Source organism: Variovorax sp. Varisp41 (assembly GCF_047325085.1).
Classification (GTDB): domain Bacteria; phylum Pseudomonadota; class Gammaproteobacteria; order Burkholderiales; family Burkholderiaceae_C; genus Variovorax.
In genome coordinates, this window is record NZ_CP168540.1 from 1979896 (window position 1) to 1993667 (window position 13772).

The following is a 13772-nucleotide window of genomic DNA, read 5'->3' on the forward strand; positions in this document are numbered from 1 at the left end:
TCGCCGGCCGGCGGCCCGGACACGCACTCCCGCAGCGTCCGAGGCGGTGACGAAGGCCGGTATCCGGGCTCGCGGAGCGCAGCGGCGCGCAGTCGATACTGCAGCGCCGTTGCGGAAGCCCTCGCCTTCCCACGCCTTGGGGGCGCAGTGGCTGCCGATGCCCTGGGGGCATGGAGTGAGGACGTCCAGATCCGCTGACCGTTGCGGGGGCAGCGCAGGAATGGAGGCGTCGATCCGTGAACCGACGCGTCGCACCTGCTTCCCGTTTAACCCCTTGGCCATGGCATGCATGGCTGGCGGGGCACCTTCGAACCGTGGTGCCGGTGCGTCCTTCCTTCCTCGGAAGAATGGCCGCACCGAACGGCGAGAATTATAGGGAGCGGGTGCGCGCGGGCTCGTCGGGCGTGCGGGTGTCCTGCGCCCGGCCGGGGCCTTCGGTGCCGAACAGCCGGCGCAGCACGCTGACGCCGGCCACCAGCGCGTTCGAATAGCTGGTGTGCGGCTCGATGGCCGCCTCGAGCGGCAGGTAGGAATGCACCGCGCCCTCGCCCGCGGCATCGTCGACCGCCTCCATCAGCACCCAGTAGAACTCGCCGGGCTCCAGTTCGTGGACGGTCAGCGCGAGGTTGCGGGGCGACGGCGACAGGGTGGCGGGGATGGTGTTCACGCGAAGCTCTGGAAGGTGGGCGTTGGCGATGATGGGGGCGCGCCGCCGGGATCGTGGACACGCCCTGTCACAACGCGCGTGTACTCGATCACGTTCACCGCCGGCGAAAACCCTGTGGGCTTCCTGCGACGGGCGTTGGCGCCCACCGTTCCCAGCTCCCGGGCTTCTCCTACATGCGAGCGCCGGTGCGCGGCCTAGTTTCGAAGCGGATCAGCAGCCAGCCAAGACACACAGGAGGCCCCCATGAAGCAGTTCAGCCTGGAATCGCGGATGACATCGAGCATCGGCGGCGCGTTCTATCCCACCGGCTACTCGATGGTGATGTTCCCGAGCGCGGAGGACGCCGACCGGATCGGCCGCCAGCTCATCGAACAGGGCGTGAGCGGCGACGACGTCTACCTGCTGCCGCCCGCCACCGTGCTGGCCGAGATCACCCCGACCGTGAAGGAGGCCGACAACCCCCTGCCCTCGGCCGGCACCGATGGCGCGACCGTGCGCGCCTACACCAAGCTCGCGCGCGAGGGCCACACGGCGCTGCTGGTACGCACCGAGGAACAGGAAGACGCCGAACGCCTGATGGACGTGGTGCGCACGGTGCCGTACTCGATCGCCCAGCGCTATCGCATGCTGGTGATCGAGGACCTCTAGAAAAAGCGCTCAGGCCGGCGCGCCCGGCACGGTGGGCGCGCCGTTGGCGCCATGCGCCGCGGGCGGCGCCACGGCGCGGCGCACCGCGTCGCGCGCCATCGCCTGGGCCAGCTCGTGCTCGCCGAGGAAGACATTGGCCGAGACCTCGCGCGTGAGCAGCTCCGCTTCCGCCTCGTTGTGGCTGCGGATCACCGTCTCGATCGTGGGATTGAGGGTGCGCGCGGTCTCGATCATCTGCCGCACGTTGAGCGCGGCCGGCGTGGCCACCACCAGCACGCGGGCACGCGCGATGTGGGCCTGGATCAGCACGGCGGGATCGGCCGCGTCGCCATAGACGGCGGCACCGCCCTCCTCGCGCAGCTTCTCGACCAGCTCGCGGTTCTGTTCGGCCACGACGTAGGGGATGTCGTGCGCCTTGAGCTCGGCCGCGATGCGGCGCCCGACCCGGCCGTAGCCGACCAGCACCACCTGGCGCGAGAGGTAGCGCGCCTCGGTGCTCATCGGCAGCTCGGCCAGCGGGTCGTCGCGCGCCTCGAGGCGGCGCGCGAACGAGGAATGGGCATGCAGCCATTTCTGCAGCGGCGCGATCAGGCTGAACCACAGCGGGTTGGTGGCGATGGAGATCAGGGCGCCGGCCAGGATCAGGCTCTGCCCCTCGGTGGGCATGAGGCCGAGCGAGACCCCCAGGCCGACCAGGATGAACGAGAACTCGCCGATCTGCGCCAGGCTGGCGCTGACGGTGAGTGCCGTGGCCAGCGGATAGCGCAGCACCAGCACGAGGCCGCAGGCGGCGAGCGACTTGCCCAGCACGATGACCAGCACGACGGCCAGCACCTGCAGCGGGCGCTCGAGCAGCACGGAGGGATCGAACAGCATGCCGACCGAGACGAAGAACAGCACGGCGAAGGCGTCGCGCAGCGGCAGCGATTCCTGGGCGGCGCGGTGGCTGAACTGCGACTCGCGCATGACCATGCCGGCGAAGAAGGCGCCGAGCGCGAAGGAGACGCCGAACAGCGCCGCCGAGGCGAAGGCGATGCTGACGGCGGCGGCCACCACGCACAGGGTGAAGAGCTCGCGCGAGCCGGTGCGCGCGACCTGCCAGAGGATCCAGGGGAAGACGCGGCGCCCGACGATCAGCATGAGGGCGACGAAGCCGCCGACCTGCAGCAGGGTGAGACCCAGGGTCTGCCACAGCGGCGAGGCGTCGGTGCCGGCGGCGCGGCCGCCGAGGGTCTCGGCGAGCGGGGGCAGCAGCACGAGCACCAGCACCATGGCGAGGTCTTCCACCACCAGCCAGCCGACGGCGATGCGGCCGGTGAAGGAGTCGAGGATGCCCAGGCTCTCGAGCGCGCGCAGCAGCACGACCGTGCTGGCGACCGAGAGCGCCAGGCCGAACACCAGCGCGGCGCCGAGGTTCCAGCCCCACCACAGCGCGAGCGCGCCGCCGAGCAGCGTGGCCACGCTGATCTGCAGCAGCGCGCCAGGCAGCGCGATCTTGCGCACGGCCAGCAGGTCGTCGAGCGAGAAATGCAGCCCCACGCCGAACATCAGCAGCATCACGCCGATCTCGGCCAGTTGCGCGGCGATGCCGGCATCGGCCACGAAGCCGGGCGTGAAGGGACCGATGATGACGCCGGCCAGCAGGTAGCCGACGAGAGCCGGCAGGCGCAGGCGCGCGGCGAGGAAGCCGAGCACCAGGGCCAGGCCGAGGCCGGCGGCGATGGTGTTGATGAGTGAGACGCTGTGGGGCATCGGCCGATTTTGCAGGAACGTGGGGGGATCGTTCATTACACGTATGCAAGACGGTTGCATTTCCCGGGGCTTGTCCGTTCGGGCCGGACATGAAAAAACCCGCCGAAGCGGGTTTCCTTTCCGAGCGCAGCCGCGGCTCAGTGCATGTGCAGGCCGCCGTTGACCGAGAAGTCGGCACCGGTCGAGTAGCCGCCCTCGTCGGTGGCCAGCCACGCGATGATGGACGCGATCTCGCTCGGCTCGCCCAGGCGCTTGACCGGGATCGTGGCGACGATCTTGTCGAGCACTTCCTGGCGGATGGCCTTGACCATGTCGGTGCCGATGTAGCCGGGGCTCACGGTGTTGACCGTCACGCCCTTGCCCGCGAGCTCCTGGGCCAGCGCCATCGTGAAGCCGTGCATGCCGGCCTTGGCCGCCGAGTAGTTGGTCTGGCCCGCCTGGCCCTTGGCGCCGTTGACCGAGCTGATGTTGATGATGCGGCCCCAGCCCTTTTCGACCATGTCGCCCACCACCTGCTTGGTGACGTTGAACATGCTGTTGAGGTTGGTCTCGATGACCGCGCTCCAGTCCTCGGGCGTCATCTTGAGGAACATGCGGTCGCGCGTGATGCCGGCGTTGTTGACCAGCACGTCGATGGCGCCGTGGGCTGCCTTCGCGGCCGAGAAGGCCTCGACCGTGGACTGCCAGTCGCCGACGTTGCCGACCGAGGCGTGGAACTCGAAACCCAGGGCTTTCTGTTCGGCCAGCCACTTCGAATAGTCGCGGGTGGGACCGCAACCGGCGACGACGCGGAAACCGTCCTTGTAGAGACGCTGGCAGATGGCTGTTCCGATGCCACCCATGCCTCCAGTGACATATGCAACTTTCTTGCTCATGAGAAATTCCTTGTGTGTACTTGTCGAAAGCCTTGAACGGCCGCCTTCACTCTAGCGAGTTTCGGACCACCCCCCGTCTCGGGAAAAACACTGACCTGGGGTGTTTCTCGGGTGTCACGATGTATTCGCGCAGCGGCGTTCCATCATTCTCCATGCGGGGCGAATACGCTCTTGCGTTCGCTTCGTTTCGAAGGAGTTCCAAAGTATGACTGCGAGTGTCAGCGTAAGTCCCAAGGCGGCAAACCCTGAGCCGCTCGGCGCGATCGCCGAGCGCGTCGGCGCGCTGCTGCGCGAGCGCGGCCAGACGGTGGCGGTGGTCGAGTCCTCGGCCGGCGGACTGGTGTCGGCCGCGCTGCTCGCGATCCCCGGTGCCTCGGCCTACTTCCGTGGCGGCGCCGTGGTCTATTCGCGGCGTGCGGGCCGCGCGCTGCTCGGGCTCACGGCCGAGGACATGACCGGCCTGCGCGGCGAGACCGAGCCCTATGCCTTGCTGGTGGCGCAGCGCGTGCGCGACAACCACCACTCGGGCTGGGGCATCGCCGAGAGCGGCGCGGCCGGTCCCTCGGGCAGCCCCTATGGCGATCCGCCGGGGCGGGTCTGCCTCGCGGTGGTCGGCGGGCCGGACGCGGTGTCCCAAAGCCGCACCATCGAGACCGGCGGCAACGACCGGCCCGCGAACATGGACCTGTTCGCGCGCCACCTGCTCGCGCTGTTCGAGCAGGTGCTGCGCGCGGACTGACTACCTCATGCCTTAGTCGGCCTGCACGCCGGCCGCCTTGATCACCTTGCCCCACTTGTCGATCTCGGCCACCAGATGGGTGCGCATCCCCTCGGGCGTCTGCTTGTCGAGCGGCACGATCTCCGAGCTCAGCTCGGCCAGCCGCTGCTTCACCATGTCGTCCTGCAGGGCGGCGCGCAAGGCGACGTTGAGCTTCTCGAGCACCGCCGGCGGCGTGCCCTTGGGCGCGTAGATACCGTGCCAGACCTTCACGTCGAAGCCCTTGAGGCCCTGCTCGTCGAGCGTGGGCAGGTTGGGCATGCTCGACAGCCGCTTGGGCGTGGTCACGCCGAACACCTTCACGCGCGTGCCGTCCTTGATCACCGGCGCGGTCTGCGTGGTCTGGTCGCACAGCAGGTCGACCTGCCCGCCCATCAGGTCGTTGAGCGCGGGGCCGGCGCCCTTGTAGGGCACGGTCGTGAGCTGCACGCCGATCTGGTGCGCGAACAGCATGCCGCACAGCTGCGAGACCGCACCGACGCCGGCATTGGCGAGCGAGACCTTGTCGCGGTTGGCCTTCACGTAGGTCAGCAGCTCCTGGAAGTTGTTCGCCGGGAAGTCCTTGCGCGACAGCAGGGTCATCGGCACGTCCATCACCTGGCCGATGTACTCGAAGTCCTTGAGCGGGTCGTAGTTGAGCTTCTTGTAGAGCGCGGGCGCGGTCGCCATGCCCATGTGGTGGATCAGGATGGTGTTGCCGTTGGGCGCGGCCTTGGCCACGCGCGTGGGCGCGATGGTGCCGCCCGCGCCCACGGTGTTCTCGACCACCACCGTCTGGCCCAGCGACTTGCCCATGGGCACCGCGAGCATGCGCGCCACCACGTCGGTCGGGCCGCCGGCCGAGTACGGCACCACCATCACGATCGGCTTGTCGGGCCAGGCGCCCTGGGCCGAGGCGCTCCAGGGCGCGGCCGCGAGGCCGATGGCCAGGGCGGCGGCCGCGGCGAGGCGCAGGGGGCGGCGCTGGCGCGCGGGGTTCGATGCATTCATGTCTCTTGTCTCCTTCTTCTTGCCTTGGGTTGATGAACGAATGAATGTCCTGGGAAGGTTCAGCCCGGCGGCGCCTGCGCATCGAGCGCGAGCAGGCGCTGCGCGAGCCTGACCACCGGCGCGTCGACCATGCGGCCGTCGAGGTTCACGACGCCGCCGCCGGCGAGCGCCACGGCCTCGACCACGCGCCGCGCCCACGCCAGTTCCTCGGCGCCGGGCCCGAGCGCCGCATGCACCGGGGCGACCTGCGCGGGATGGATGCAGAGCTTGGCGCCGAAGCCGCCGCGCCGCGCGCGCGCCGCCTCGGCCGCGAACCGCTCGGCGTCGCGCCAGTCCGTCGCGATGCCGTCGATGGGCGCGGCCAGGTTGGCGCGGCGCGAGGCCAGCACCAGCGCGAGCCGCACCGGCACCAGCTCGGCCTCCTGCGCGTCGCAGGCCATGCCGAGGTCGGCCTGGAAATCGAGGTGCCCGAAGGCGAGCCGCAGCACCTGGGGCGCGGCGGCGATCGCATCGAGGGCCGCGAGGCCCGCGGCCGATTCGATCAGCGGCACCAGCACGGCTTCGGGGCCGGCGGCCTCGGCCAGCCGCGCCAGCTGGTCGGCGCTCTCGGTCTTGGGCAGCACCACGCCCGCGATGGCGCGCGCCGCCGCGAGCCGCGCGACCAGCGCGAGGTCGTCGGCATGCCAGGGCGTGCCCGGCGCGTTGATGCGCAGCAGCAGGCGCGCGCGGTCGGCCGCGGGCAGCGCGGCGAAGCCCCCGGGCAAGGCCTCGCGCGCGGCGGCCTTGCGCTCGGGCGCGACCGCGTCCTCGAGGTCGACGATCACCGCGCCGGCACCGCTGGCCAGCGCGCGCGCATGGCGCTCGGGCCGGTCGGCCGGCACGAACAGGAAGGTGCGCGCGAGCCCCAGGGCCTGGGCGCTCATACCGCCTTGGCCTCGCGCAGCACCGCGATCTGTTCCTCGCTGCGGCCCAGCGCGCGCAGGATCGCGTCGGTGTGCTCGCCCACGGCGGGGATGGCATCCATGCGGTAGTCGAAGGCGCTCTGGCGCCCGGCCGGCAGCAGCGCGGGAATGGGCCCGGCCGGCGAGTCCACCTGGCGCCAGCGCTCGCGCGCCTGCAACTGCGGATGCGCCCAGAGCCCGGTCATGTCGTTCATGCGCGCATTGGCGATCTGGGCGGCGTCGAGGCGCTCGAGCACCTGGGCGGTGCTCAGCGCGCCGAACAGGCCGACGATGATGGCGCGCAGTTCCTCGCGGTGTTCGTTGCGCCGCGCATTGCTGTCGAAGCGCGCGTCGGTGGCGAGCGCGGGCTGCAGCAGCACCTTCTCGCAGAACAGCTTCCACTCGCGCTCGTTCTGCAGCCCCAGCATCACCGTGCCGCCGTCGCCCGCGGGGAACGGGCCATAGGGATAGATGGTGGCGTGCGAGGCGGCGCTGCGCGGCGGCGGCGTCGCGCCCTGGTAGGCGTAGTACATCGGAAAGCCCATCCACTCGGCCAGCGACTCGAGCATCGAGACGTCGATGTGCGAGCCCTTGCCGGTCTTGCCGCGCTGGAGCAGCGCGGCCAGGATGCCGGTGTAGGCATACATGCCCGCGGCGATGTCGGCGATCGAGTTGCCCGACTTGCAGGGCTCCTCGGGCGTGCCGGTGACCGAGAGGAAGCCGGCCTCGCTCTGGATCAGCAGGTCGTAGGCCTTCTTGTCGCGGTACGGGCCGTCCTCGCCATAGCCCGAGATGTCGCAGACGACCAGCCGCGGGTACTTGGCCTGCAGCGCCTGCGCGCCCAGCCCCATGCGCGCCGCGGCACCCGGCGCGAGGTTCTGCACCAGCACGTCGGCGCCGGCCACCAGTTCCTGCAGCACCTCGAGCGCGGCGGGCTGCTTGAGGTCGAGCGAGATGCTTTCCTTCGAGCGGTTGACCCAGACGAAGTGCGAGGCCTCGCCGGCCACGCGCTGGTCGTAGGCACGCGCGAAGTCGCCCACGCCCGGGCGCTCCACCTTGATGACGCGCGCGCCGAGGTCGGCGAGCTGGCGGGTGCAGAAAGGCGCCGCGATCGCATGTTCGAGCGACACCACCGTGATCCCGTCGAGGGGTCTTGTCATTGCGTGATTTCCTGGAAGAAGAGAGTCCTCAGGCCAGCACCGCGGTGGCCTGCATCGTGAGCCAGCCCTCGGCGTCCTTGCCCCAGAGCGCGAAGCTCCCGCCATCGGCGCCGGGCTTGCCATGCACGCGGAACGGCGCGATGTCGAAGGTGGGCCGCACGGCGCGGAACTCGAAGCGCGCGAGCGGTGCGTCGCCCGTGTGCCGGCGCAGCAGGTCGACCAGCAGGGTCGCGATCAGCGGACCGTGCACGATCAGGCCCGGATAGCCCTCGACCTCGGTGACGTAGCGCCGGTCGTAGTGGATGCGGTGGCCGTTGAAGGTGAGCGCCGAGTAGCGGAACAGCAGCACGTCGTCGGGCACGATGTCGCGGCTGAAGGCGGCGTCCTTCGGCGCGGCCTTGGGCGCCGGCGCGGCCTCGCCGGGTTGCGGCGCGGCGCGGTAGACGATGTCGTGTTCCTCGGTCAGCGCGAGGCCGCGCGCGTTGTGCACCTCATGGCGCACCAGCACGAACACCAGTTCGCCGCTGCGGCCGGTCTTGTGCTCGACCGAGACGATGGTCGAGCGCCGCTCCACCTCGTCGCCCACCACCAGCGGATTGCCGGCCTCCCAGCGCAGCCGGCCGCCGGCCCACATGCGGCGCGGCAGCGGCACCGGCGGCAGGAAGCCGCCGCGCTTCGCATGGCCATCGGGGCCGATCTCGGACTGCCGGTGGTGCGGCAGGAAATAGAGCCAGTGCCACAGCGCGGGCAGCGGCGTGCCGGCGGCCGGCGCGGGATCGTCGCGGTCGAGCGTGGCCGACAGCGCGCGCACCGGGCTCGCGACGATCTGGTCGTGCAGGCTTTCGCTGCGGCCCTGCCAGGCCCGCAGGCCGGCGAGCGCGGCGGCGTCGATGGCGGGGGTGTCGTGTGGGGTCATCCGTTCTCCTGAATCCGGGTCAATCGACCGAGGCGCCCGATTGCTTGACGATGCGCGCCCACTTGCCGAGGTCGTCGTGCAGCAGCGCCGAGAACTGCTCGGGCGAGGTCGGCGGCGCGACCTCCACGCCCTGCTGCTCGAGCTTCTCGCGCAGGTCCTTCGCGGCCAGCGCCTTGTGCATGGTGTCCTGCAGCTTAGTGAGCACCTCGCCCGGCACGCCGGCGGGCGCGAACAGGCCGATCCACAGGGTGCCGTCGTAGCCCGGCACCGCCTCGGCGATGGCGGGCACGTCGGGCAGCGCCGGCGAGCGCTTCGCGCCGCTGACGGCCAGCGCGCGCAGCTTGCCGGCCTTGATGTGCGGCAGCGCCGAGGGCAGGCTCGCGAACACGATCGGCAATTGGCCGCCGAGCACGTCGTTGATGGCCGGCGCCACGCCCTTGTAGGGCACGTGCTCGAGCGAGATGCCGGCCATGCTGTTGAGCATCTCGCCGAGCAGGTGGTTGAGCGTGCCGTTGCCGGCCGAGGCGTACTGGTAGTGCGCGCCCTTCTGCCGCGCGAGCGCCAGCAGTTCGGGCAGGGTCTTGGCGGGGAAGCCGGGGTTGACCAGCAGCACGTTGGGCACGGCGCCGATCAGGCCCACGGGCTTGAAGTCCTTCTCGGGATCGAAGCCGGGGTTGCGGTAGAGCGCGGGGTTGATCGCCTGGCTGCTGCTGATGGTCATCAGCAGGGTCTGGCCGTCCTTCGGCGCCTTGGCCGCGAGCTGCGTGCCGATGTTGCCGCCCGCGCCGGGGCGGTTGTCGATCACCACGCCGACGCCGAGCAGTTCGCCGAGCTTCTGGCCGACCAGCCGGCCGACGATGTCGTTGGTGCCGCCCGCGGCCTGCGGCACGATCAGGGCGACGGGCCGCGTGGGATAGGTGCTGGCCGCCGGCTGCGCCGAGGCGCCGGCCGCCAGCACGGCGATCGACGCCGCGGCGAACCACGAGAAAAGAGAAGAAGAAAGCGCCGTTGCGCGAGAACCCATGCCTGTCTCCGATGTGATGTGAAGGCCGCGGTGCTCCCCGGCCATGGCGGCATGGTGCGCCGCGCCGCCGCCTCGGCGCAATCTCCGATTTCGGAACCCAGCCTTCGGTTTCACCGAAGCCTCGCGGTCGACGGCTACCATCGGGCCATGCTCTTCGACCTCACCGACCTGCGCCTGTTCGTGGCCACGGCCGAGCTCGGCAGCCTCACGCGCGCGGCCGACCGGCAGCACCTGTCGCTGGCCGCGGCGAGCGCGCGCATCAAGGCGCTCGAGAACCAGGCCGGCCTGCAGCTGCTGCAGCGCGAGGCGCGCGGCGTACGCCTGCTGCCGCCGGGCGAGGCCTTCCTGCACCATGCGCGGCTGCTGCTGAACCAGACCGACCAGTTGCGCAGCGACCTGCTCGAGTACGGCGGCGGCCTGCGCGGCCACCTGCGCGTGTTCGCCAACACCACGGCCGTGACCGACTTCCTGCCCGAGATCCTGCCGGCCTTCCTCGCCGCCAATCCGCGCATCAACGTCGACCTTCAGGAAAAACCGAACGCTCAGATCCCGCGCGGCGTGCGCGACGGGCGCGCCGACATCGGCATCGTCGCGGGCAGCGTCGACACCCTGGGCCTGGAATCGATCCACTTCAGCACCGACCGGCTGGTGCTCGTGACCTCGCGCCAGCACCGCTTCGCGCAGCTGCGCACCATCGCCTTCGCCGAGACGCTCGACGAGGACGCCATCGGCATGCAGCAGGGCAGCACGCTGCAGGCCTTCCTCGGACAGGTCACGGACCGCATCGGCAAGCGCCAGAAGCTGCGCATCCAGCTCGGCAGCTTCGACGCCATGTGCCGGATGATCGGCAGCGGCGTGGGCATCGGCGTCGTGCCCGAGTCGGCCGCGCGCCGCAACCAGGAGGGCATGAAGCTCGCGCTGATCGAGCTCAGCGACGCCTGGTGCGTGCGCGAGCGCTATCTGCTGGTGCGCGAACGCGCGGCGCTGCCGGTGTATGCGCAGGCGCTGGTCGACACGCTGTGCCGCCACTACGCGGCCGATGCCATCGACGCAGCCGGTGGCTGAGCGGATTTTTCCGTGGGACTGCGCCTACTTGCGCGCGAATCCTGAGTTCCGCCCCTTCATCCCCACTTTCTGTGCATAACTTTGGGGGCAACTCATGTGGAGCCTTGTAAAACAAATTTAAGTCGTTGTTTTATAAAGGGATTCCACACTTTGCTCAAAAAACGGGCGGTGAACAAGATCGGCCGCCTCAGCCCTGCGCCTGGAGCTTGTCCTGCGTGCGGGTCTGGAAGTCGGCCGCGTCGTGGCGCTCGTGCAGCTGGCTCCCGGGCTGGCCCCAGGCGCGGTTGACCATGCGGCCGCGCTGCGCCGCGGGGCGCTGCGCGATCTCGTCGTTCCAGCGCAGCACGTTCCTGTATTCGCTCACCTGCAGGAACTCGCCCGATTCGTAGAGCTGCCCCTTGGCGAGCGCGCCGTACCAGGGCCAGACCGCGATGTCGGCGATGGTGTAGTCGTCGCCGGCCAGGTAGCGGCTCTCGGCCAGCCGGCGGTCGAGCACGTCGAGCTGGCGCTTGACCTCCATCGCGAAGCGGTCGATCGCGTACTCGATCTTGGTCGGCGCGTAGGCATAGAAATGGCCGAAGCCGCCGCCCAGGTAGGGCGCGCTGCCCATCTGCCAGAACAGCCACGACAGGCATTCGGCGCGCGCCGCGCGCTCGGTCGGCAGGAAGGCATTGCCGAACTTCTCGGCCAGGTATTGCAGGATCGCGCCCGACTCGAACACGCGGATCGGCGTGGCGCCACTGCGGTCCAGCAGCGCGGGGATCTTGGAGTTGGGATTGACGGCCACGAAGCCGCTGCCGAACTGGTCGCCCTCGCTGATGCGGATCAGCCAGGCGTCGTACTCGGCGCCCGCGTGGCCCAGCGCCAGCAGTTCCTCGAGCATCACCGTCACTTTCACGCCATTGGGCGTCGCGAGCGAATAGAGTTGCAGCGGATGCCGCCCCACCGGCAGGTCCTTCTCATGGGTGGCACCCGCGATCGGGCGATTGATGTTCGCGAAGCGGCCGCCGCTTTCCTTGTTCCAGGACCAGACGGTGGGCGGCGTGTAGGCGGTCGTGCCATTCATGCAATGAGTTCCAGGAGTTGGACAGACGATGATCATTCTCTATGACTGCGCCACAGCGCCGAGTCCGCGCCGCGCGCGCATCCTGCTGGCCGAAAAGGGCATTGCCCACGAGACGGTGCAGGTCGACCTGGTTCGTGGTGAGCAAATGGGCGCGGCCTACCGCGCGATCAATCCGCAGTGCACGGTGCCCGCGCTGCGCACCGCCGAAGACGGCCTGCTGACCGACAACGCCGCCATCGCGGCCTGGGCCGAGGCGCGCCATCCCGAGCCGCCCCTGATGGGCCGCACGCCGGCCGAGAAGGCCGAGATCGCGAGCTGGCACTGGCGCGTGGAATTCGAGGGCCTGCTGGCGATCGCCGAGACCCTGCGCAACGGCTCGCCGGCCATGGCCGACCGCGCGCTGCCGGGCCCGGTGAACTACGCGCAGATCCCCGAGCTCGCGCAGCGCGGGCTGGCGCGGGTGCAGCATTTCTTCGAGACGCTGAACGACCGGCTGGCCGGCCGCGAGTTCATCGCGACCGACCGCTTCAGCCTGGCCGACATCACCGCCGTGGTGGCGGTGGATTTCGCGCGCATCGTGCGCGTGAAGCCCGGGGAACAACACCCCGAGCTGGTGCGCTGGCGCGCGGCGATGGCGCAGCGGCCGTCGATGTCGCTCTGAGCGACGACGACGGCTGCCGGGGGATCAACGCTCGATGGTGAGCGCGACGCCCATGCCGCCGCCGATGCACAGCGAGGCGATGCCCTTCTTGGCGTTCTGGCGCTGCATCTCGTGCAGCAGCGTCACCAGGATGCGGCAGCCCGACGCGCCGATCGGATGGCCGATGGCGATGGCGCCGCCGTTGACGTTGACCTTGTTGATGTCCCAGCCCATTTCCTTGTTCACGGCGCAGGCCTGCGCGGCGAAGGCTTCGTTGATCTCGAGCAGGTCGAGGTCGGCGGCCTTCCAGCCGGCGCGCTGCAGCGCCTTGGTCGAGGCGGGCACCGGGCCCATGCCCATGATCGCGGGGTCGAGGCCGGCGGTGGCGTAGCTGGCGATGCGGCCCAGCGGCTTGAGGCCGAGGGCGGCCGCCTTCTTGGCGGTCATCACGAGCACGGCGGCGGCGCCATCGTTCAGGCCCGAGGCATTGCCCGCGGTCACGCCGCCGGCCTTGTCGAAGGCGGGGCGCAGGCCGGCCAGGCCTTCGGCGCTGGTCTTGCGGTTGATGAACTCGTCCTTGTCGAAGACGACCGGGTCGCCCTTCTTCTGCGGGATGGTGACGGGGACGATCTCGTCCTTGAACTTGCCGGCGTCCTGCGCGGCGGCGGCCTTGGTCTGGCTGGCGAGCGCCAGTTCGTCCTGCGCGGCGCGGTCGATGCCGTACTTCTTGGCCACGTTCTCGGCCGTGATGCCCATGTGGTACTGGTTGTAGACGTCCCACAGGCCGTCGACGATCATGGTGTCGACCAGCTTCCAGTCGCCCATGCGCTGGCCGCTGCGCGAGTTCGGCAGCACGTGCGGCGCGAGGCTCATGCTCTCCTGGCCGCCGGCCACGACGATGTCGCTGTCACCCGTGGCCACGGCCTGGGCCGCGAGCATCACGGCCTTCAGGCCCGAGCCGCAGACGGCGTTGATCGTGAGCGCGGGCGTCTCCTTGGCGCCGCCGCTCTTGAGCCACGCCTGGCGCGCGGGATTCTGGCCGGCACCGGCCGCGAGCACCTGGCCCATGATGGCTTCGCCGACCTGCTCGGGCGTGAGGTTGGCACGCGCGATCACTTCCTTGATGACGATGGCGCCCAGTTCGGTGGCCGCGATGCCGGCGAGCGAGCCGCCGAACTTGCCGACGGCGGTGCGCGCGGCCGAAACGATGACGATGTCTTCCATGAGGTTCTCCGTTGAGGTGATTTGAA

At 70.1% G+C, this 13772-nt stretch carries 14 protein-coding genes and 1 riboswitch; of the genes, 4 read left to right on the top strand and 10 right to left on the bottom strand.

Annotated features, from left to right (window positions below):
* Positions 1 to 36: 36 nt before the first annotated feature.
* Positions 37 to 324, bottom strand: a riboswitch (cobalamin riboswitch).
* Positions 325 to 370: 46 nt separating this feature from the next.
* Entirely contained in the window at positions 371 to 667 is a 297-nt protein-coding gene (locus ACEN9J_RS09315) for a hypothetical protein (RefSeq protein ID WP_413763901.1), read from the bottom strand.
* Between the two features lie 243 nt (positions 668 to 910).
* Here ACEN9J_RS09315 and ACEN9J_RS09320 point away from each other — a divergent pair, with 243 nt between their 5' ends.
* The gene (locus tag ACEN9J_RS09320) at positions 911 to 1315 is read left to right on the top strand and encodes a hypothetical protein (protein ID WP_261215894.1); all 405 of its coding nucleotides are present in this window, start codon (positions 911 to 913) and stop codon (positions 1313 to 1315) included.
* A gap of 9 nt (positions 1316 to 1324) precedes the next feature.
* Here the strand turns inward: ACEN9J_RS09320 and ybaL are convergent, their stop codons facing one another.
* Positions 1325 to 3067, bottom strand: coding sequence for a YbaL family putative K(+) efflux transporter (gene ybaL / locus ACEN9J_RS09325; protein ID WP_057597566.1), 1743 nt, complete (start codon positions 3065 to 3067; stop codon positions 1325 to 1327).
* A 137-nt stretch (positions 3068 to 3204) separates the two neighbouring features.
* A complete protein-coding gene (gene phbB / locus ACEN9J_RS09330; RefSeq protein WP_057597567.1) occupies positions 3205 to 3942 on the bottom strand; it encodes an acetoacetyl-CoA reductase in 738 nt (245 codons plus the stop codon).
* A 205-nt stretch (positions 3943 to 4147) separates the two neighbouring features.
* Here phbB and ACEN9J_RS09335 point away from each other — a divergent pair, with 205 nt between their 5' ends.
* Complete coding sequence (locus ACEN9J_RS09335; RefSeq protein WP_413763902.1) at positions 4148 to 4681, top strand: CinA family protein; 534 nt, start codon at positions 4148 to 4150, stop codon at positions 4679 to 4681.
* Between the two features lie 12 nt (positions 4682 to 4693).
* Here the strand turns inward: ACEN9J_RS09335 and ACEN9J_RS09340 are convergent, their stop codons facing one another.
* Genes ACEN9J_RS09340 through ACEN9J_RS09360 form a run of 5 tightly spaced genes read right to left on the bottom strand, consistent with a single transcriptional unit; the run spans position 4694 to position 9751 of the window.
* A complete protein-coding gene (locus ACEN9J_RS09340) occupies positions 4694 to 5710 on the bottom strand; it encodes a tripartite tricarboxylate transporter substrate-binding protein (RefSeq protein ID WP_413763903.1) in 1017 nt (338 codons plus the stop codon).
* 59 nt (positions 5711 to 5769) lie between these two features.
* Entirely contained in the window at positions 5770 to 6633 is an 864-nt protein-coding gene (locus ACEN9J_RS09345; protein ID WP_413763904.1) for an HpcH/HpaI aldolase/citrate lyase family protein, read from the bottom strand.
* A complete protein-coding gene (locus ACEN9J_RS09350) occupies positions 6630 to 7811 on the bottom strand; it encodes a CaiB/BaiF CoA transferase family protein (RefSeq protein ID WP_413763905.1) in 1182 nt (393 codons plus the stop codon). Before ACEN9J_RS09350 ends, ACEN9J_RS09345 begins: the two co-directional genes overlap by 4 nt.
* Before the next feature lie 28 nt (positions 7812 to 7839).
* Positions 7840 to 8727, bottom strand: a complete 888-nt coding sequence (locus ACEN9J_RS09355; protein WP_413763906.1) for a MaoC family dehydratase N-terminal domain-containing protein — start codon at positions 8725 to 8727, stop codon at positions 7840 to 7842.
* A 19-nt stretch (positions 8728 to 8746) separates the two neighbouring features.
* Positions 8747 to 9751 carry a tripartite tricarboxylate transporter substrate binding protein gene (locus ACEN9J_RS09360; protein WP_413763907.1) on the bottom strand — a complete coding sequence of 335 codons (1005 nt, stop codon included), beginning with the start codon at positions 9749 to 9751 and terminating at the stop codon, positions 8747 to 8749.
* Positions 9752 to 9898: 147 nt separating this feature from the next.
* Between ACEN9J_RS09360 and ACEN9J_RS09365 the strand changes: the two genes are divergently transcribed.
* Positions 9899 to 10816, top strand: a complete 918-nt coding sequence (locus ACEN9J_RS09365; RefSeq protein WP_413763908.1) for a LysR family transcriptional regulator — start codon at positions 9899 to 9901, stop codon at positions 10814 to 10816.
* A 187-nt stretch (positions 10817 to 11003) separates the two neighbouring features.
* On the opposite strand, the gene yghU is transcribed toward ACEN9J_RS09365, so the two are convergent.
* Positions 11004 to 11882, bottom strand: coding sequence for a glutathione-dependent disulfide-bond oxidoreductase (gene yghU / locus ACEN9J_RS09370; protein ID WP_057596637.1), 879 nt, complete (start codon positions 11880 to 11882; stop codon positions 11004 to 11006).
* A gap of 28 nt (positions 11883 to 11910) precedes the next feature.
* On the opposite strand from yghU, the gene ACEN9J_RS09375 reads away from it, so the two are divergent.
* Entirely contained in the window at positions 11911 to 12543 is a 633-nt protein-coding gene (locus tag ACEN9J_RS09375) for a glutathione S-transferase family protein (RefSeq protein ID WP_413763909.1), read from the top strand.
* A 24-nt stretch (positions 12544 to 12567) separates the two neighbouring features.
* Here the strand turns inward: ACEN9J_RS09375 and ACEN9J_RS09380 are convergent, their stop codons facing one another.
* A complete protein-coding gene (locus ACEN9J_RS09380) occupies positions 12568 to 13746 on the bottom strand; it encodes an acetyl-CoA C-acetyltransferase (protein ID WP_413763910.1) in 1179 nt (392 codons plus the stop codon).
* Positions 13747 to 13772: the final 26 nt, after the last annotated feature.